18 protein-coding genes are annotated in these 19,105 nt (G+C 74.2%); 10 read left to right on the forward strand and 8 right to left on the reverse strand.

Annotated elements, in window-relative coordinates; translation table 11 throughout:
• On the forward strand, window positions 1-1,079 hold a 1,079-nt coding region (locus tag ADL34_RS30890; RefSeq protein WP_062739838.1), incomplete at its 5' end, for an MBL fold metallo-hydrolase.
• A 29-nt stretch (window positions 1,080-1,108) separates the two neighbouring features.
• Here ADL34_RS30890 and ADL34_RS30895 read toward each other — a convergent pair.
• Complete coding sequence (locus ADL34_RS30895; RefSeq protein WP_062666440.1) at window positions 1,109-1,729, reverse strand: DedA family protein; 621 nt, start codon at window positions 1,727-1,729, stop codon at window positions 1,109-1,111.
• Complete coding sequence (locus ADL34_RS30900; protein WP_062666437.1) at window positions 1,726-2,499, reverse strand: MBL fold metallo-hydrolase; 774 nt, start codon at window positions 2,497-2,499, stop codon at window positions 1,726-1,728. The genes ADL34_RS30895 and ADL34_RS30900 overlap by 4 nt, the downstream gene beginning before the upstream one ends.
• Before the next feature lie 85 nt (window positions 2,500-2,584).
• On the opposite strand from ADL34_RS30900, the gene ADL34_RS30905 reads away from it, so the two are divergent.
• The 6 genes from ADL34_RS30905 (at window position 2,585) to dnaK (ending at window position 10,617) form a co-directional block, all read left to right on the forward strand.
• The gene (locus ADL34_RS30905; RefSeq protein ID WP_062666436.1) at window positions 2,585-2,992 is read left to right on the forward strand and encodes a hypothetical protein; all 408 of its coding nucleotides are present in this window, start codon (window positions 2,585-2,587) and stop codon (window positions 2,990-2,992) included.
• Window positions 2,993-3,143: 151 nt separating this feature from the next.
• The gene (locus ADL34_RS30910) at window positions 3,144-5,156 is read left to right on the forward strand and encodes a phage holin family protein (protein ID WP_062666435.1); all 2,013 of its coding nucleotides are present in this window, start codon (window positions 3,144-3,146) and stop codon (window positions 5,154-5,156) included.
• A 78-nt stretch (window positions 5,157-5,234) separates the two neighbouring features.
• Window positions 5,235-6,296, forward strand: a complete 1,062-nt coding sequence (locus ADL34_RS30915) for an ATP-binding protein (protein ID WP_062666433.1) — start codon at window positions 5,235-5,237, stop codon at window positions 6,294-6,296.
• Window positions 6,293-8,098 carry a DUF2201 family putative metallopeptidase gene (locus ADL34_RS30920; RefSeq protein WP_062666431.1) on the forward strand — a complete coding sequence of 602 codons (1,806 nt, stop codon included), beginning with the start codon at window positions 6,293-6,295 and terminating at the stop codon, window positions 8,096-8,098. Before ADL34_RS30915 ends, ADL34_RS30920 begins: the two co-directional genes overlap by 4 nt.
• Before the next feature lie 67 nt (window positions 8,099-8,165).
• Complete coding sequence (locus ADL34_RS30925) at window positions 8,166-8,594, forward strand: OsmC family protein (RefSeq protein WP_062666429.1); 429 nt, start codon at window positions 8,166-8,168, stop codon at window positions 8,592-8,594.
• A gap of 124 nt (window positions 8,595-8,718) precedes the next feature.
• Window positions 8,719-10,617 (forward strand): molecular chaperone DnaK, encoded by a 1,899-nt coding sequence (gene dnaK, locus ADL34_RS30930; protein ID WP_062666427.1) that lies wholly within the window; start codon window positions 8,719-8,721, stop codon window positions 10,615-10,617.
• On the opposite strand, the gene narJ is transcribed toward dnaK, so the two are convergent.
• The 5 genes from narJ to ADL34_RS30955 form a co-directional block, all read right to left on the reverse strand.
• Complete coding sequence (gene narJ / locus ADL34_RS30935) at window positions 10,614-11,108, reverse strand: nitrate reductase molybdenum cofactor assembly chaperone (protein ID WP_062666425.1); 495 nt, start codon at window positions 11,106-11,108, stop codon at window positions 10,614-10,616. The genes dnaK and narJ overlap by 4 nt on opposite strands.
• Window positions 11,108-12,148, reverse strand: a complete 1,041-nt coding sequence (locus tag ADL34_RS37305) for a hypothetical protein (protein ID WP_062666423.1) — start codon at window positions 12,146-12,148, stop codon at window positions 11,108-11,110. The genes narJ and ADL34_RS37305 overlap by 1 nt, the downstream gene beginning before the upstream one ends.
• Window positions 12,149-12,150: 2 nt before the next feature.
• Window positions 12,151-14,829 carry a molybdopterin-dependent oxidoreductase gene (locus ADL34_RS30945; RefSeq protein ID WP_420714244.1) on the reverse strand — a complete coding sequence of 893 codons (2,679 nt, stop codon included), beginning with the start codon at window positions 14,827-14,829 and terminating at the stop codon, window positions 12,151-12,153.
• A 94-nt stretch (window positions 14,830-14,923) separates the two neighbouring features.
• Window positions 14,924-15,739 (reverse strand): SAM-dependent methyltransferase, encoded by an 816-nt coding sequence (locus tag ADL34_RS30950; protein WP_062666420.1) that lies wholly within the window; start codon window positions 15,737-15,739, stop codon window positions 14,924-14,926.
• An 84-nt stretch (window positions 15,740-15,823) separates the two neighbouring features.
• Window positions 15,824-16,687, reverse strand: coding sequence for a helix-turn-helix domain-containing protein (locus ADL34_RS30955; RefSeq protein ID WP_062666418.1), 864 nt, complete (start codon window positions 16,685-16,687; stop codon window positions 15,824-15,826).
• A 262-nt stretch (window positions 16,688-16,949) separates the two neighbouring features.
• On the opposite strand from ADL34_RS30955, the gene ADL34_RS30960 reads away from it, so the two are divergent.
• Window positions 16,950-17,375, forward strand: a complete 426-nt coding sequence (locus tag ADL34_RS30960; protein WP_062666453.1) for a hypothetical protein — start codon at window positions 16,950-16,952, stop codon at window positions 17,373-17,375.
• Here ADL34_RS30960 and ADL34_RS30965 read toward each other — a convergent pair.
• Window positions 17,357-18,178: a helix-turn-helix domain-containing protein gene (locus ADL34_RS30965; protein WP_062666416.1), complete on the reverse strand. Its 822-nt coding sequence runs from the start codon at window positions 18,176-18,178 to the stop codon at window positions 17,357-17,359. The two genes, ADL34_RS30960 and ADL34_RS30965, sit on opposite strands and share 19 nt — an antisense overlap.
• A 105-nt stretch (window positions 18,179-18,283) precedes the next feature.
• On the opposite strand from ADL34_RS30965, the gene ADL34_RS30970 reads away from it, so the two are divergent.
• Together ADL34_RS30970 and ADL34_RS30975 are read left to right on the forward strand one after the other, a co-directional pair.
• Entirely contained in the window at window positions 18,284-18,586 is a 303-nt protein-coding gene (locus tag ADL34_RS30970) for a 4a-hydroxytetrahydrobiopterin dehydratase (RefSeq protein ID WP_062666415.1), read from the forward strand.
• Between the two features lie 5 nt (window positions 18,587-18,591).
• Window positions 18,592-19,105 (forward strand): class I SAM-dependent methyltransferase (locus ADL34_RS30975; protein ID WP_062739839.1); only part of this gene is annotated, 514 nt, incomplete at its 3' end.

Consider the following 19,105-nt stretch of genomic DNA (forward strand, 5'->3'; position numbering starts at 1 on the left):
CCCTCCCCGCCTCCCCGGCGCCCTCCGCCGCCCCGGCTCCCCTGCCCGCATCCCCTTTTCCGCGGCTGGCCGCGCCCCGCCCGCTCGCCGAGCGCCGGGTGTGGCCCCGCACCTTCCACGACCGGCTCACCGCCCCCCTGCCCGGCCTGCGCGCCTTCGCCCGGTTCGCCCGCGAGGGCGCGGTCCGGCCGGGACGCGACGGCCTGGCAGACGTCCCGCGACTCCCCTTCGCCCCGGCCCCGCTGCCCCGCGTCGACGCCCGTACGGTCGCCGTCTCCTGGGCGGGGCACGCCAGTTGGGTCGTGCGGATCGGCGGCCTGACCGTCCTGACCGACCCGGTCTGGTCACGCCGCATCCTCGGCACCCCGGCCCGTGTCACCCCCGTCGGCATCCCCTGGGACGCGCTGCCGCGCGTGGACGCGGTCGTCATCAGCCACAACCACTACGACCACCTGGACGCCCCCACCCTGCGCCGCCTCCCGCGCGACACCCCCGTGTTCGTCCCGGCCGGCCTCGGCCCCTGGTTCCGGCGCCGCCGGTTCACCCGGGTCACCGAGCTGGACTGGTGGGAGGCGGCGGAACTGTCCGGCGTCCGGATCGACTTCGTGCCCGCCCACCACTGGTCCAAGCGGACCCTGCTCGACACCTGCCGCAGCCTGTGGGGCGGCTGGGTGCTCACCGCGCCCGACGGACAGCGCCTGTACTTCGCGGGCGACACCGGCTACGGCCACTGGTTCTCCCGTATCGGCGAGCGCTACCCCGGCATCGACCTCGCCCTGCTCCCGATCGGCGCGTACGAGCCGCGCTGGTGGCTCAGCGACGTGCACTGCGACCCCGAGGAGGCGGTCCGCGCCGCCGAGGACCTGGGCGCCCGCAGGATGGCGCCGATGCACTGGGGCACGTTCGTGCTGTCGGCGGAGCCCGTCCTGGAGCCGCTCACGCGCGTGCGTACCGCGTGGGAGCGGTCCGGCCGGGACCGGGCGGACCTGTGGGACCTGCCGGTCGGCGGCTCACGCGTACTTCAGCGGCAGCCCGCCGGACGTCGTACGGCCGAGGCGCGCGGCGAGTCCCACGGGTGAGGTGTCAGCCGTGGTCCGCCTGCGAAGCCTCAGCCGGCCGACCGGAACCGCTTCCAGACGCTGGGCGCCGCGCTGATCAGCACGGTCAGCGCGACCGCCGCGACCACGCCCTCCCACGGCTCGGGGAACAGTGAACCGCCGAGGATCCCGATGAGCTGGTACGTCACCGCCCAGGCCACGCACGCCGGGAGGTTGCCCCGCGCGAACCGCCGGATCGGCCACTCGGCGAGCAGGCACGCCAGCATCACCGGCAGCCGGCCCGCCGGCACCAGCCGGGACAGCACCAGCACCGCCACGTCGTGCTCGGCGAGCTTGCGCTGGGACTGCTCCAGCCGGTCCTCCGGAGCCCGCGAGCGGATCGCCTCCAGCCAGCGCGAGCCGTTCTTCGAGCCCATGCCGCGCCGCCCCAGCCAGTACAGCGTCGCGTCCCCGAGGAACGCCGCCGTCGAGGCCGTCACGAAGATCAGGGCCAGCGACACCGGTGACGTCTGGTGGAACGCCACCACCGCCGCCGAACTCACCAGCGCACCCGTCGGTACGACCGGCACCAGCGCCCCGACCAGCACGAGCAGGAACAGCGAGGGATAGCCCAGCGCCTGCTGCGTCGAGCCCGGAGTCACGGTCGTCGTGACAGCGCCCAGGAACGTCACCGGGACACCCCCGGGCGCACGCTCTCGCCGTGCGCCAGCCGGTGCACCCGTACGCCGGGCGCGCGCTCCGCCGCGAGCCGCGCGAACTCCTCACCGGGCGTGTGGAACTCATGGGGGCGCACGGCGTCCATGCCGATCGGCCAGTACGTGCCGTAGTGCACCGGGACCGCGCTGCGCGGCCCGAGCAGGGCGAGCGCCTCGGCCGCGCGCCCGGCGTCCAGATGCCCTTCCCCCAGGAACGGCCCCCAGCCGCCGACCGGCAGCAGGGCCACGTCGACCGGGCCGACCTCCTTCGCCATCGTCTCGAACAGCCCGGTGTCCCCGGCGAAGTAGGTCCGCGCCTCGCCCTCGACGACATAGCCGAGGGCGGGCGAGCGGTGCGGGCCGACCGGCAGCCGCCGCCCGTCGTGCCGCGCGGACACCGCCCGTACGGCCAGGTCACCGACGCCTGTCACGTCCCCGGGCGCCATCTCGGTGAGCCGCAGATGCCGCAGCCGGCGCAGGCCGGGCACCGCGCGGGGCGCGCCCCGGGGCACGAGCAGCCGGGTGCCGGGCGCCAGCCGGGCCAGCGACGGCAGATGGAGGTGGTCGGCGTGCAGATGGGAGACCAGGGCGACGTCCGCGCGCCAGGCGCCCGGCGGCGGCAGCGCGCCCCGGCGCCTACGCAGATGCGCGAGCCGGCGTGCGAACAGAGGGTCGGTCAGCACGCGTATGTTCGCATCCTCGACCGTGCAGGTGGCGTGCCCCCACCACGTGATCTCCACCGGCACCTCTTTGCCTCCTTCGTGCGCCTCCCCGAAGCGTACGGGCTGGAGTAGGGTCGGCGGCGAAATCCGGAGGTGAGGGGGGACGCCCATGGGGTCGACCGCGGTGCGGGTCACGGCGATCGCCAGTCTGACGCCGCTCGAGGAACTGGACGCCGACCCGTTCCTGGTGGACTCCCGCAGCCAGCACGCCATGTGCGCCCACTGGGCCGCCCGGCACGGCTACGTCGTCGCGCGCGAGCTCCTGGTCCGCCGGCTGCGCACCGACCACAGCGTGCTGTGGGAGGGCGTGCGCCCCGGCCTCGACCTGTTCGTGGCGCCCAGCCGCCGCGTCCTGGAGAGCGCCCTGTCCTCCGTCGAGGAGTTCACCGCCGAGTGCGCCCGGCGCGGGGTCCGGGTGGAGACGGTCGGCGGCGCGGAGCCGTCGTACGACGCCCAGATGAAGGCCCGCGTGCACCGCAGACTGTCCATGCCGACGGCCGGCTACGACGGGCGCTGAGCCCGCGGACCGGCGCTGACCAGGGAACTCCAGGGGCCGTACGGCCGTTGTGTCAGGCTGGGGCCCAGGGTGGGACCGGACGTGAGGTGGACTGGACGTGCGTGGTGGGCGCTGGCGGCGGATCGCCAGTCAGATCGGGCGGAGCGTCGCCGTGTGGGCGGTCTCCACCGTCACCATGCTCGTGCTCGCCGGCATCCTGCCCGACTTCCAGCTCCAGTCGCCCGACGGTGACAGCGCCACCGACATCGCGGTCACCGCGGCTCTCGGCGCCGGCGCCTTCGGTGTCCTCTCGGCCGTGTTCTGGCCCCTCCTCGTCCGCCTCCTGCTGCTCGTGCCCGCCCTCGTGCTCGGCCTGCTGGTCTTCGTCCTCAACGGGGTCCTGCTGAGCGTCGCCCTGCGCCTGGTGCCCTCCGGCGACAGCGAGGCCGCCCCCGAGACCGCCGTCATCGTCGCCGCCGTGATGTCCGCGGTGGCCTCCGCGACCGGCGCGGCCCTGGCCGTCCGGGACGACGACGCCTACCGGCGGCGCCTGTACCGGCTGGCCGACCGCCGCAGACGCACCCTGCCGCCCGGCCCGTCCAGCCCCGGCACCGTCTTCGTGCAGCTCGACGGCGTCGGCCACGACGTGCTGCGCACCGCCGTCGACAAGGGCCTGATGCCCACCGTCACCCGCTGGCTGGGCGGCGCGCACACCTCCCACCGGCTCACCCGCTGGCACACCGACTGGTCCAGCCAGACCGGCGCCAGCCAGCTCGGCATCCTGCACGGCAGCACCTACGACATCCCCGCCTTCCGCTGGTACGAGAAGGCCGGCCGCGAGGTCATGGTCTGCAACCGACCCACCAGCGCCGCCGAACTGCAGCGCCGCGCCGCCGACCGCACCGGCGACCCCGGCCTGCTCGCCGCCGACGGCGCGAGCCGCGGCAACCTGTTCAGCGGCGGCGCCGGCGAACAGGCCCTCGTGCTGTCCATCGCCACCCGGCGCCGCAGCCGCGAGACCCGCTCCCGCTCCGGCTACTTCGCCTACTTCTCCGACCCGGCCAACGCCGTGCGCACCGCCCTGTCGTTCGTCGCCGAGGCCGGCCGCGAGATCGGGCAGTCCACCCGGTCCCGCATCCGCAAGGTCCGCCCGCGCGTCGGCCGCGGCGGCCTCTACCCGCTCATCCGCGCCTTCGCGACCGTCGTCGAACGGGACGTCGTCGTCGCGGCCGTGATGGGCGACATGCTCGCCGGCCGCACCGCCGTCTACGCCGACCTCGTGGCCTACGACGAGGTCGCCCACCACTCCGGACCGCACAGCGGCGACGCCGAGAAGGTCCTCGCCCGCCTCGACCGCTCCCTCGCCCTCATCGAGAACGTCGCCGAGCACGCCCCCCGCCCGTACCGGATCGTCGTCCTGTCCGACCACGGGCAGAGCCCCGGCGAGACCTTCCGTTCCCGCTACGGGCTGGGCCTCGGCGACCTGGTGCGGGCCGGCTGCGGGCTGCCCGTGCCGCGCCGGGCCCGGCGCACCCACAGCGGCGCCGAGGCCCGCGCCGCCGTGCGTGCCGCGCTCCGCCGCCCCGTCGAGGAGGGCGCCGAGCAGCACCGCCCGCCGCGCCGCTCCGAACCGATCGTGCTGGCCTCCGGCAACCTCGGCCTGGTCTCCTTCCCGGACGTGCCGCACCGCATGACCAAGGAGGAGATCGACGCCCGCCACCCGGCGCTGCTGACCACGCTCGCCAACCACCCGGGCGTCGGCTTCCTGCTCGTGCGCAGCGAGCGGCACGGCGGGGTCGTGCTCGGCGCGTACGGAGCCGAGATCCCGCTGGACCGGCTGGACGAGGACCCCGGCCCGCTGGAGGTCTTCGGACCGCACGCCGCCGACGCCGTCCGCCGCACGCACTCCTTCCCGAACACCCCCGACATCATGGTCAACTCCGCCTACGACCCCGCCGACGGCGAGGTCCTCGCCTTCGAGGAGCAGATCGGCTCGCACGGCGGTCTCGGCGGCGCCCAGGGCGAGCCCTTCCTGCTGTCGCCGCTCGCCTTCTCCGCGCCCGTCGAGGACGGCACCGACCTGGTCGGCGCCGAGTCCGTGCACCGCGTGCTGCGCCGCTGGCTGCGCGAGGCGGACGGGCCGCAGGTGCCGGTGGCGACCCGGCCGCAGGAGCGGGCCGCCTGAAAAACCGGCTGCGTACGGCGGCGCCCGGCCACACACTGTTCGAGTCGCATCCCTCGAACACCCCCAGGAGTTCCTGCCTTGCAGGCAGCCGTCACCGTCACGCCCTCCCGTATCCCGGACCTCCTCCTCGGCCTCGCCACCGTGCGGCCCGTCTTCCTCTGGGGCGCCCCCGGCATCGGAAAGTCCTCCCTGGTCAGGGAGTTCGCCGAATCCCTCGGCCTGGAGTGCGTGAGCCTGCTGGGCACCCAGCTCGCGCCGGAGGACCTCATCGGCGTACCGCAGATCCGTGACGGGCGCTCGGTGTTCTGCCCGCCCGAGGCGATCGCCCGCGACGAGCCGTACTGCCTGTTCCTGGACGAGCTGAACGCCGCCACCCCGGATGTGCAGAAGGCGTTCTACTCGCTGATCCTGGACCGCCGTATCGGCGACTACGAGCTGCCCGCCGGGTCCATCGTCATCGGCGCCGGCAACCGGTCCACCGACAACGCGCTCGCCCGGCCCATCGCGTCCGCCCTGGTCAACCGCCTCACCCATGTGCACCTGGAGGCGTCCGCGAAGGACTGGCTGGCCTGGGCCGCGGGCCACGGCATCCACCCGTGGATCCTCGAACACCTCACCGACCGCCCCGACCACCTGTGGTCGAAGCCGCCGAAGACCGAGGAGCCGTTCTCCACGCCCCGCTCCTGGCACATGCTCTCCGACGCCCTGCACTCCTTCGGCCAGGACCTCGACGAGGAGACCCTGAAGGTCCTGGCCCACGGCACCCTGACCCCCGCGCACGCCACCGCGTTCTGCGGCTACGTCAAGATCGTCCGCAGCCAGTACGGCATCGAGGCCATCATCAAGGGCGACGCACGCTGGCCGCACCGGATGCAGGACCGCGACCTGCTCTACTACCTCGCCGAGTCGTTCCGCGGCCGGCTGATCAAGGAACTGCCCGCCGGCAAGGACCACATGCCGGCCGCCGGCCGCCAGACCGCCTACCGCGCCAAGGCGCTGCTGGTGCAGCTCGCGGAGATCTCCGTCGAGGTCGCCCAGAGCGTCATCGCCTCCGACGCCGACGGCAACCCCGTCCTGCCGTCCTGGTTCCTCGTGGAGGCCGCCCGGGACATGCCCCGGCTGGTCGAGGCCCGGCGATGAGCCGCCCGAAGGACAAGCAGCAGGGGAAGAAGAAGCGGGACCTCGCCGCCGAGGCCTTCACCGAGGGCCTGCGCCTGGTGCGGGCCAACCCGGCGCTCGCCGCCGTCGAGTTCACCGTGTGCCGCCAGGAGAAGTGCGACCTGGCACCCCGGGACGGGCTCGTCCGCGTCGACTCCGACGGCGAGCTGCACGCCCACCCGCACCGGCTCGCCGAACCCGCCGCGTGGGCCTGGGCGATCGCGCACGCCGTCCTGCACCTCGGCTTCGGGCACGTCCCGTCGAGGAAGGGCCCACCGGCGCAGCCCGACCGCGCCGACCTCGCCGCCCGCTGCGTCGTCGTCAACCGGTTCCTGCTGACCTTCCCCGTCGGCACCGCGCCCGAGCACGTCCCGGCGGCCTACCCCGACGGCGACGAGGAGCAGCTGGCCGCCCGCTGGCGCCGCGACGGCGTCCCGCCCGCCTACGAACGCTGCGGCACGGCCGGCGCCGAACCCGATCAGCTCCTCCTGGAGTGGACGGGCTGGTTCGGCTCGCCCCCCGACCACCAGCTCGCCTTCGCCACCGCCCTGACCCGGACCGTGTCCACGGCGATGGACCTGGCGGGCGGCCGCCGCGACTCCATGGACGGCGAGCCCCTGAAGAAGCGGCCCTGGCAGTGGGCCCTGGAGTGGTTCATCAGCTCCTACCCGCTGCTCGGCGGCCTCGCGGCCGGCATCAAGCTGGTCGCCGACGCCGAACTCGCCCGCGCGCACGGCATCTCCGTCGCCGCCGTCAACGCCGAGGCCGGCGAGATCTACCTCAACCCGCTGCGGACCTTCGAGGACGAGGAGTGGCGGTTCATCCTCGCCCACGAGATGCTGCACGCCGCCCTGCGCCACGGCGAGCGCTGCGGCCCCCGCGACCCGTACCTGTTCAACGTCGCCTGCGACTACGTCGTCAACGGCTGGCTGCGCGACATGCAGGTCGGGCAGATGCCCGAAGGGCTGCTGTACGACGCCCGGTTCAGGGGCCTGTCCGCCGAGGAGGTGTACGACCGGATCGCCGGCGACCTGCGCCGGATGCGCCGGCTCGCCACCCTGCGCGGCAAGGGCGCCGGCGATGTGCTCGGCGCGCCGCTCGGCCCGCCCGGCGCGTACTGCGACCTCGACGAGTTCTACCGCCGGGGCCTCGCCCAGGGCCTCGACCTGCACCAGCGCCAGGAGCGCGGCTTCCTGCCCGGCGACCTGGTCCAGGAGATCCGCGCCCTCAGCCACCCGCCGCTGCCCTGGGACGCCCGGCTCGCCCGCTGGTTCGACGAGTTCGTGCCCCGCCCGGAGCCGCTGCGCAGCTACGCCCGCCCCGCCCGCCGGCAGGCGTCCACGCCGGACATCCCGCGCGCCGGGCGCTGGTTCCCGCCCCAGGAGGTCGCCCGCTGCACGTTCGGCGTCGTCCTGGACACCTCCGGTTCGATGAGCGCCGGACTGCTCGGCAAGGCGCTGGGCGCGATCGCCTCGTACGCCGAGGCGCGGGACGTCCCCGCGGCACGGGTCGTCTTCTGCGACGCCGGTCCGTACGACGCCGGCTACCTGGCGGTGACCGACATCGCGGGACGGGTCCGGGTGCGCGGCCGGGGCGGCACGGTCCTGCAGCCCGGCGTCGACCTCCTGGAGCGCGCCGACGACTTCCCGCCCGGCGCCCCCGTGCTCGTCATCACCGACGCCGACTGCGACGTGCTGCGGGTGCGGCGCGAGCACGCCTACCTGATCCCGCCGGGGCGGCGGCTGCCGTTCACCCCACGTGGGCCGGTCTTCCGGGTGAGTTGAGCCGGAGTGTGATCGGATGGGGGGCACGGGCCCTGCGAGAACGGGCCCACACGCGAAAGGAAGAACCGTGGCTACCACGCGCTCCGCACACACCGTCTGGGAAGGCAACCTGACCGAGGGCAGCGGTGTCGTCAACTTCGACTCCTCCGGTGCCATCGCGGCGCAGCCGGTCACGTGGGCCTCCCGCTCGCAGGACGCGAACGGCAAGACCAGCCCGGAGGAGCTGATCGCCGCCGCTCACTCCAGCTGCTTCTCCATGGCCCTCTCGCACGCCCTGAACGGTGCGGGCACCCCGCCCACCAAGCTCGTCACCTCGGCGGACGTCAGCTTCCAGCCGGGTGAGGGCATCACCGGCATCCACCTCACCGTCGAGGGCACCGTGCCGGGCATGGACAACGACGCCTTCGTCGCCGCCGCCGAGGACGCCAAGGCCAACTGCCCGGTGAGCCAGGCCCTGACCGGCACGACGATCACGCTGTCCGCGAAGCTCGCCTGACGCCGCGCTGAGCGCCCGCTCAGTGCTGTGCGGCGCCCTTCCGTCCGGGTCCTCGTCCCATTGACAAGGACCCGCTCGCGTCTTGTGCTGGAGTTCAGGGGCTCCCGGGCGGAAGGGGACAGCGATGGCACGCGCGGTCGGGATCGATCTCGGGACCACGAACTCGGTGGTCGCCGTCCTGGAGGGCGGCGAACCCACGGTCGTCGCCAACGCCGAGGGGGCCCGCACGACGCCCTCGGTCGTGGCCTTCGCCAAGAACGGCGACGTGCTCGTCGGCGAGGTGGCCAAACGGCAGGCGGTGACCAACGTCGACCGCACCGCCCGCTCCGTGAAGCGGCACATGGGCGACACCGCCTGGCGCTTCCCCGAGAAGGGCGACGTCGACGGCACCCGGTACCGGGCGCAGGAGCTGTCCGCCCGCGTCCTGCAGAAACTGAAGCGGGACGCCGAGTCCTACCTCGGCGAGGACGTCACCGACGCGGTGATCACCGTGCCCGCCTACTTCGACGACTCCCAGCGGCAGGCCACCAAGGAGGCCGGGGAGATCGCCGGCCTGAACGTCCTGAGGATCATCAACGAGCCCACGGCCGCCGCCCTCGCCTACGGCCTCGACCGGGGGGAGGAGCAGACCGTCCTGGTCTTCGACCTCGGCGGCGGCACCTTCGACGTCTCCCTGCTGGAGATCGGCGACGGCGTCATCGAGGTCAAGGCCACCAACGGCGACACCCACCTCGGCGGCGACGACTGGGACCAGCGGATCGTCGAGTACCTGGTGAAGAAGTTCAAGGGCGAGAACGGCATCGACCTCGGCGGCGACAAGATGGCCGTGCAGCGGCTGCGCGAGGGAGCCGAGAAGGCCAAGATCGAACTGTCCAGCTCCACCGAGACGACGATCAACCTGCCGTACGTCACCGCGTCCGCCGAAGGCCCCCTGCACCTCGACGAGAAGCTGACCCGCGCCCAGTTCCAGGAACTCACCGCGGACCTCCTCGACCGTTGCAAGACCCCCTTCCACCAGGCGGTCAAGGACGCCGGCATCAAGCTGTCCGCCGTCGACCACGTCATCCTCGTCGGCGGCTCCACCCGGATGCCGGCCGTCACCGACCTGGTCAGGGAACTCACCGGCAAGGACCCGCACAAGGGTGTCAACCCGGACGAGGTCGTCGCCGTCGGCGCGGCCCTCCAGGCCGGCGTCATCCGCGGCGACGTCAAGGACGTCCTGCTGCTCGACGTCACCCCGCTGTCCCTGGGCATCGAGACCAAGGGCGGCATCATGACGAAGCTCATCGAACGCAACACGACGATCCCGACGCGGCGTTCGGAGATCTTCACCACCGCCGCCGACAACCAGCCGTCCGTCGGCATCCAGGTCTACCAGGGCGAACGCGAGATCGCCGCCTACAACAAGAAGCTCGGCGTCTTCGACCTCACCGGGCTGCCCCCGGCGCCGCGCGGCGTGCCGCAGATCGAGGTGGCCTTCGACATCGACGCCAACGGCATCATGCACGTCTCCGCCAAGGACCTGGCGACGGGCCGCGAACAGAAGATGACGGTGACCGGCGGCTCGGCCCTGCCCAAGGACGACATCGACCGGATGATGCGGGAGGCCGAGCAGTACGCGGAGGAGGACCGCAAACGCCGGGAGGCTGCGGAGACCAGGAACCAGGCCGAGCAACTCGTCTACCAGACCGAGAAGTTCCTCCGCGACAACGAGGACCGGATCCCCGCCGAGATCCGCGGGGAGGTCGAACCGGCCATCACCGAGGTCAAGGAGCTGCTGGAGCGGAACGCCGAGACGAACGCCCTGCGCACCGGCGTCGAGAAACTCGCCACGGTCAGCCAGAAGATGGGCCAGGCGATGTACGCCCAGACCGCGCAGACGTCAGCCGACGGCGCCCCGGGCCCCGGCGCGGACCAGAGCCCGCCGCAGGAGGACGACGGCGTGGTGGACGCGGAGATCGTCGACGACGACAAGGACACGCGGGACGACAAGGACGCGCGGGACGGGAAGGACGCATCCTAGATCCGGCCCTGCGCGGGCGCGGTCGGCAGTGTGGCGCAGACCGCGTCCAGGACGGTCGCGTACGGCGTGCCGGCCTCGGTGAGGCGGGCGCGCAGCCGCTCCAGGCAGTCCCGGTGCTCGCGCAGCAGGTCGTCGGTGCCGGTGCGGGACGAGAACTCCAGGACGGCGGGCAGGAAGTCCGGCAGTTCCTCGCCGGTGAACTCCAGCCCGTTCGCGTGGTACAGCTCCTTCAGCCGCTCCAGCGAGATGCCGCGCCGCCGGGCGTCACCCTCGCGCCACCACGTCAGATAGAGGCTGTACCCGTGCTCCAGGTCGAACACCTCGACGTAGTGCGCGGCCAGTTCCCGTGGCGGGGTGACCGCCGCGTGGTCGGTGAACGCGCGCAGCTGAGGGGCGGCTTCACGCAGGAGGGGCAGCCGTGCCCGGAAGTCGTCGTCCGGGTAGGTCAGGCAGAGCGCGGCCGCCTGGTACAGCACCTCGTAGGAGGACATCAGATCTCCTCGGCCTCGGGTGTGCGGGTCGTACGGATCACGACGGGGGACGACGCCCCCGCGGGTACCACGGTTCGTTCGTCGTGCGGTGCGGTCGCCAGCAGCCGGTACAGCTCCTCCAGCGCGTAGGCGCCCAGGCCCACGGCGGCCGGCACCGACGGGTCCGGTTCCTTGCCGAGGCCCACCGCGCGCATGTGGGACCGCATCGCGGTGAGCCGCCGCAGCGCTGCCCGGACGGGGCCGACGTCACCGGCGGTGAACACGTCCGCCAGCTGCTCCAGCGGGACGCGCAGCGTGTCGACGGCGCCGAACAAGCTCCGCGCCTCGCCGCCGCCCTCCGCGAGGGCGTCCACGACGGGCGACAGCGGCGGGACGTACCAGACCATCGGCAGCGTCCGGTCCTCCGGGTGCGGGGGCAGCGCCACCCGGTACGTGCTGATCAACGCGCGTACGGGGGAGCGGCGTGCCGCCTCCAGCCAGTCGCCAGTGATCCCGGCCCGCTCGCAGGCCACGCGCACCCGCGCGTCCTCCGGATCGAGGAATACGCCCAACTGCGCCGCGTACAGGTCCTGTTCACGTGCGGCCGACGCCGCTGCCCGCACCTTGTCGGCGTCGTACAGCATCACCCCGACGTACGGCAGCCCACCCACGCAGGTTCCCGAGGCGTACGCGCACCCGGTCGCGTCCGGCGAACACGTCTCCCCGCAGGGCGGGTTGAGGCAGTCCGCGCAGGACGGCCGGAGGGAGACGCGGAACGCCTGCTCGAACGCGAGGCGCGCCCTGGCCGCCGGGTCGTCGCCGCCGTACGTCCACGGCCGGCCGTGGCGCCGGCGGGGCGGGAGTTCGGCGGGACGAGGGAACGCGCCGGTCAGCCCGCGCAGCCGTCCGCCGCCGTTCCGAAGCCGGAGTCGGCCGAGCCGGGTCAGCTCCCAGCCGCCGTGCCGGGCGGCCTCCACCGGCGGGCGGGCCGCCGTACACGCGGGGCAGCCGGCACAGGTGTCGAGGTTGATCACCGTCGCGATCCGGGCCTTGGGGCGCATCGCTACTCGACCTCCTGGCCGGGGCGGCGGATCACGGTCACCTCGTCGCCGGTACCGGCCGTGAGGCCGTCGTGGCCGTCGTGGCCGTCGTGGCCGGGGATGAGGCGGGTCGGCTTGAGGAGGAGGGGCCCGACGGCCCGCGTTCCGGGGAGGCCGGCGCTCGGCGCGCGCCGCGTGTACACGGTTCCGGCCGGCATCCGGGAGGAGACGGACGCGCGTGCCACGGTCAGCCCGTCGGGGCCGACGGCCTCCACCAGGTCTCCGTCGGCGGCGCCGATCGCCTCCGCGTCCTGCGGGGACAGCCACAGGTACCCGCCGCCGCTCGCCAGGGCCGGCAGGAACAGGTCGTCCGGGTGGGCGGAGTGGACGGACCACTGCTCGTGCGGGGTGAGACGGCGGACCGTCACCTCCGGCTGCCCGCCGGGGCCGCGCCGCGCCACCCCGAGCACGCCGTCCACGTCCAGGGGCGGCCGGTACACGGGCAGGGACTCGCCGAGTTCGTGCGCCCAGTCGTGGTCCAGGAAGAGATGCCGGAGGCCGGTACGGGGCTGCTCGGCGTCGGGGGTGGGCCCGGCGAACGCGGTGGCGACCGCCGGGTAGTCCCGCTCGACGACGGTCAGCCGTGGCATGGTCCGCCCCGGCACCGGTGTGCAGGCGCCGTGCCGCCAGTCCAGGACGGTCCCGGGCGGTGCGGTGGCGCCGGGGGCGCCGTGCGGGAGCGGAGTCGCGACCAGGTCCTCGCGGGCGCCGAGGTGCCCGACGGCCAGGGCGCCGATCCGCTCGGCCAGCGCCATGAACGTGCCGAACTCGGTGCGGCCCCCGTCCGTTCGCCCGCAGCCTGCGGGCAGCACGACGTCCGCCAGGCAGGTGGACGCGGTCTCGGTGCCGTCCAGGGACAACAGCAGATCGAGCTTGCCTTCCGGTGCGGGTTCGCGCCGGGTCACGTCACGGGGGCGTGCCCCTTCGGGCGGGCGTGTGGGGGAGGCGGTCCCCAGCAGGCTCCGGAGGCCGTCCTCGCCGACGGGGCCGAGTGCCTCGGAGCTGCTCAGCGTCAGTACGCGCGGCCAGTTCCGCGGTGCGTCCGGGTCCTCGCAGGCGAGGGCCAGGGTGCCGGCGCGCAGGTCGGCGACCACCCGGGCCACCGCGTCGCCGAAGGTGCCGCCCAGGTCCAGGGGGTTGCGGTCGAAGGCCGGATACACCGGTGCCCAGCCCGTCCGCGCCGCCAGCGCGAGGCAGTCCACCCCCGTCAGGCCCGCGAGCCGCCCCTTGCCGAGCGGTGAGGCGAGGACGTCGACCGTGCGGGACTCGTGCCGCCAGCGGCCGGTGTGCAGGAACCAGTACGCCGCCGGGTCCATCCGGCGCACCGGCCGGGACCCGTCCGAGGGGCCCGGTGACGCGTCCGGGCAGCCGGTGAGGGTGAGCAGGGCGAGGATCGCGCGATGGACGGTGTCCCCGTGGAACAGGCGGTGGGTTCCGGCGCCCGTCAGGATCGCGCAGCGGCCCCGCGAGCTTTCCGCGGTGCGCGCGAACTCCCGCGCGATCCGGACGCAGGCGGCGGCCGGCACCGAGGTGTGCGTCTCCTGCCAGGCAGGGGTGCCGGGGGTGCCCCCGTCGGCGTACGACTCCGGCCAGCGGCCCGGCAGTCCGGGGCGGGCCACCCCGTACCGGGCCAGCAGCAGGTCGAACACGGTCGTCACCAGCGGCCCGGTCGCACCGCCGAGCCGTGTCACCGGGACACCCCGGCGTACGACCCCCGCGCGGCCGCCGGCGTCGAAGTCGGGGAGCAGGACCTCGCCCCCGGCCGACACCTCACGGCCGTACAGGCTCAACACCGGTGATATGGAGCCCGGTTCGGGAGTGCCGTCCGGGACGGCCGCGCGGCCCGTGGCCTCGTCCAGCACGACCGCCCGGCTCGCGGCGTCCTCGCCCCGGCGCCCCAGATCGGCCGCGCGCAGGAAGGTGCCGGGCGTGTACGCCCCGTCGTCGCGCTCCTCCAGCGTGACCAGGAACGGCAGATCCGTGCACCGGCGCGCGTGCTCCGCGAAGAACGGCGACTCCCGGTCGGTGAAGAACTCCTTCAGGACGACGTGGCCCATCGCCAGGGCCAGGGCGCCGTCCGTGCCGGGGTGCGGATGCAGCACCTCGTCGGCGAGCCGGGTACCGCCCGCGGGGTCGCCGGGGGCGACGGCCACGACCTTCTGGCCCCGGTAGCGGGCCCGCGCCAGCCGCCGCGCGTCCGGGGCGCGCGTCACCGGGAGGTCACCGCCCCACAGCAGCAGATACGCCGCGTCCGCCCAGTCGTGCCCACGCGAGGGCGTGGCGGACACCAGCACCGGGGCGCCGATCAGCGCGTGGAAGCGGGCGCCCGGCGCGTCGGCCGGGAACAGCCCGGCGATCCGGTCGGGGCCGTACGCCCCGAGGGTGTGGACGTATGCCGCCGCGACCAGTTCGACGGCCTCGTCCCACTCGGCCGGCACCAGCCCGTCCGCGCCGCGCGCCCGCTGGTACCGGCGGCGGCGCTCCGGGTCGCCCTGGACGTCGGCCCAGGCCAGTACGGGGTCGCGCAGCCGCCGGCGGGCCTCCCGGTACTGCTCCAGGAGCACACCGCGCACACGCGGGCCCCGGAGCCCGCCGGCCGGCGGCGGCGCCGGGCCCGGCGCCTCGGACGGCGCGGGCGATATCGCGGTGTCGGTCACAGGCGCTCCCTTGCTTGCCCTGGTGTGACGAACCTAGGGCGGGGCGGGGGAGCGCACCCGTTCACGGCGCCCGTACGGGTCAGGGCTTGCGGGCGACCCCCGCGTACACCGGCACGATGCCCTCCGCCTGCGCGGCCACGTCCTGCGGCTCGGGACGCCAGCCGTGGACGGGGATGACGCCGGGGCCGAGCAGCTCCAGGCCGTCGAAGAAGCGGAGGAACGCGGCGAGGGGGCGCGGGTGGAAGGGCTGGCCGCCGCGCCGGAAGTTCTCCGCCGCCTGCTCGACGGCCTTCGGGCTGAGGTCGGCGGTGACCTGGGACAGGATCAGATGGCTGCCGGGGGCGAGCGCGGCGACGTACCGTTCCAGCAGGCCGTACACGTCGTCGCCGGCCGGCTCGTCGTCCAGGTAGTGGGTGAGCGCGACCAGCGACAGGGCGACCGGCGCGGTCAGGTCCAGGGTCTCGTCCGCGCGGGTCAGCAGGGCGTCGACGTCACGGACGTCCGCGTGGACGTACGCCGTGGCGCCCTGCGGCGAGCCGTGCAGCAGGGCCTCCGCGTGCCGCAGCACGATCGGGTCGTTGTCCGCGTACACCACCCGGGACTCGGGCGCCACGTCCTGCGCCACCTGGTGCAGGTTGGGCTCGGTCGGTATGCCGGTGCCGATGTCCAGGAACTGCCGCACCCCGGCCTCCGCGACCGTGCGCACCGCCCGGTGCATGAAGCGGCGGTTGGCGCGGGCTCCCCGGACGACCGTGCCGTCCACGGCGAGGATCCGGCGCGCCAGTTCCTCGTCGACGGGGTAGTTGTCCTTGCCGCCCAGCCACCAGTCGTAGACGCGGGCCGGATGCGGCCTGCTGGTGTCGACGCGGACGGGCGCGGACTCGGATGCGGACATGCGGTGCTCTCCTCGGACGCTCGACGGACGTGGAAGACGACGTGGAAGACGCAGTGCAAGACGACGTGGAAGACGACCCCTGTCCTAGTACTCCTCGCGGAACCTCCGCAGGAGCTTCTTGGTGCGCTCGGCCGACACGGCGACCGTGGACATGTGGTCCAGGACCTCCAGGTGCGCGGCGACCTCTTCCCGCGAGTCCAGGTAGAGCGCGCCGGACAGGTACTCGGTGGTGACCATGTCCGGCAGCTCCGGCTCGGCGAAGCGGAACAGTGAGAACGGCGCGTACGTCCCGGGGTGCGGGCCCGCCGCGAACTCGGCGATCTGCAGCGTGACCCGGTCGCGCTCGGCGAACTCCAGCAGCTTGTCGACCTGGTCGCGCATCACCTCGGAGGTGTCGCCGACCGGCCGCTGGAGCACCGTCTCGTCCATGATCACCCACAGGTGGGGCGGGGCGGGGCGCTCCAGCAGCCGCTGCCGTTCCATCCGCAGCGTCACGTGCCGCTCGATCGCCTCGGGGCCCTTCTGCGCGATCGTCCCGTTCATCATCACGTCGCGCGCGTACGCCTCGGTCTGCAGCAGGCCCGGCACGAAGTGCGGCTCGTAGGAGCGGATGATGCGGGCGGCGCCCTCCAGGCTCACGTACAGGCTGAACCAGTCCGGCAGCACGTCGTGGAACCGCTGCCACCAGCCGGGCTCGTTGGCCTCCTCGGCCAGGGAGAGGAACGCGGCGGCCTCGTCCTCGGGCACGCCGTACGTCTCGAGGAGCACCTGCACGTACGGGATCTTCAGCGCGACCTCGGCCGTCTCCATCCGCCGGACGGTCGCCGCCGCCACCCGCAGGGCCCGCGCGGCCTCGTCGCGGCCCAGCCCGGCCGTCTCCCGCAGCTCCTGAAGGCGTTTGCCGAGCACCACCTGGCCCACGGTCGGAGCGGGACGCCGCTCGCTCACGCCACGCCTCCCCACGCGCCGGAATCAACGGGTGCAGTCTGCCACGAGCCGGCCCGGCGCGGGGGTACGGCCGCCCGGACACCATGACCGGGCAGGCAACGGACGCCATGACCCGGGACGCACCGGACGCCATGACCCGGCAGGTAATCGACGGGCCGGCCGCCGCGCGGGACCGTAGGGGCACCGGGTTCCGGGCCGGCGCACTCCGGCCCGGGATCCGGACCCCGCAGTGCCACTCGACCCGACGGAGGGTGATCTCGTCATGTCCGCCACCTCGCTCACCGCGCTCGCCCGGACCTCCCACCCGCAGACCGCGCTCCGCCGCTTCCTGGCCCTGGACGCCGTCGTGACCGGGGCCAACGGGCTCGCCTATCTCGTGGCCTCCGGCCCGCTCGGCCGTCTCCTCGGCGTCGGCCAGGGGCTGCTGCTCGCTCTCGGCGCCCTGCTCACGGTGTACGCGGGCGGGGTGGCGCTGCTCGCCGTGCGGGCCCGCCCGGCCGCCCTCGGGGTCAGGGCCGTCGTCGAGGCCAACCTCGCCTGGGCGGTGCTCAGCGTCGTCGCCCTCGCGCTGTGGCTGACGCCGACCACCGCGGGCGCCGTGTGGACCGTGCTCCAGGCGGCCGTCGTCGCCGGGTTCGCCGCGCTGCAGTACGCCGCGCTGAGGGCACGTCAGGAGGACAGCGACTGAAGGTACTTGACCGTCGCCGGGTCGGCCGGGAGCAGCGTCTCGATGGCCAGCTCGGCGACGGTCACGTCCATCGGGGTGTTGAAGGTGGCGATGGACGACGTGAACGACAGCACGCGGCCCTCGTGCTCGATCCGCATCGGCAGCGCGAAGTAGGCGACCGGGTCCTCCGGAGCGCCGTCCCCCGGCGCCCCCTCGGGCACCGGATAGGCGGCGACCTCCTCGTAGAGCCGGCGCAGCGGCTCGGAGCGGCGCAGCGCGATCTGCCGCTCCATCTGCGCGAGGAGGTGCCCCCGCCACTCGGGCAGATTGACGATGCGCGGCGCGAGGCCCTCCGGATGCAGGGTCAGCCGCATCGCGTTGAGAGGGGGCTCCAGCAGATGCCCGGGGATGCCGTCGAGGAGCATCAGCACCCCCCGGTTGGCCGCGTGCACGTCGTACAGCGCGTCCACCACGAGCGCCGGGTAGGGCTCGTAGCCCTGGATCAGGCGCTCCATCCCGGCGCGCAGCGCGTCGAGCGCCGGGTCGTCCAGCGGGGTCTCCGGGTAGCGGGGGGCGTAGCCGGCGGCCAGCAGCAGCGCGTTGCGCTCGCGCACCGGGACGTCCAGGTGCTCGGCGAGCCGCAGCACCATCTCCTCGCTGGGCCGGGAGCGGCCCGTCTCGACGAAGCTGATGTGCCGTGCCGAGGAGCCGGCTTGCAGCGCCAACTCCAGCTGGCTGACCCGGCGCTGCTCGCGCCAGGCCCGCAGCAGGGGGCCGACGCCCCGGTCGGCGGGGGCGGCCGGGCCGGACGGGAGGGTGGTCATGGGGACGACCGTAGCCGAGGCGGGCCCGCCGGTGACCAGGACCGTGCCCCCGCGCTGTGGCAGGCTGAGGACGAACCCTCCCGTGCGCTGGAAGGAGCCGAGGCCATGGCTGTCGAACCGCTGTCGCAGAAGGAGATCGAGGACCGGCTCGGCGAGCTGCCCGGCTGGTCCCGGGACGGCGACCGCATCGCCCGGTCCTACCGGCTGGCCTCGCATTTCGCCGCCACCGCGATGGTCGTGCACATCGCCCAGGTGCAGGAGGAGCTCGACCACCACTCCGACCTGACCCTCGGGTACAACACGGTGTCGCTCACCGTGAACACCCACACCGTCGGCGGCGTGACCGAGAAGGACTTCGCGCTCGCCCGTCGGATCGAGGCCCTGGCCCCCGTCCACGGCGCGCAGTGACGGCCGTGCTGGACTACGACAAGGAAGCGGAGCGCTACGACGCCTCGTGCGGCGGTGAGGCCCGGGCCGAGGCGGCGGCCGCGGCGGTGCTGGGGTTCCTTCCCGAGGGCACCCGGCGGCTGCTCGACGTGGCCTGCGGCACCGGCATCGTCACCCGGCGGCTCGCGGCCGCGGACGGCCTGTCGGTGACCGGCGTCGACCTGACCCTCGCCATGGCCCGGCGGGCCGCGGCCCGGCTCCCCGGCTCGATACTCCTCGCCGACGCCCGCAGGCTGCCGTTCCGGGACGGCAGCTTCGACGCCGTCATCAGTGTGTGGCTGCTCCACCTGGCGGCGACGCCCGAGGACGTCCGCGCCCTGGTCGGCGAGTGCGCCCGCGTCCTGCGGCCCGGCGGGGTGTACGTCACCACCGTCGACAAGGCCGCCGCGCACAACGTCGGCAGCGACATCGACGCCGTCCTCGCCCCCCCCCCCCGCCGCCCCGCCACGGACGAGGCCGACCGGGTGCGCTCCCACGCCC

The sequence above is a fragment of the Streptomyces sp. NRRL WC-3605 genome (assembly GCF_001509795.1).
Classification (GTDB): domain Bacteria; phylum Actinomycetota; class Actinomycetes; order Streptomycetales; family Streptomycetaceae; genus Streptomyces; species Streptomyces viridochromogenes.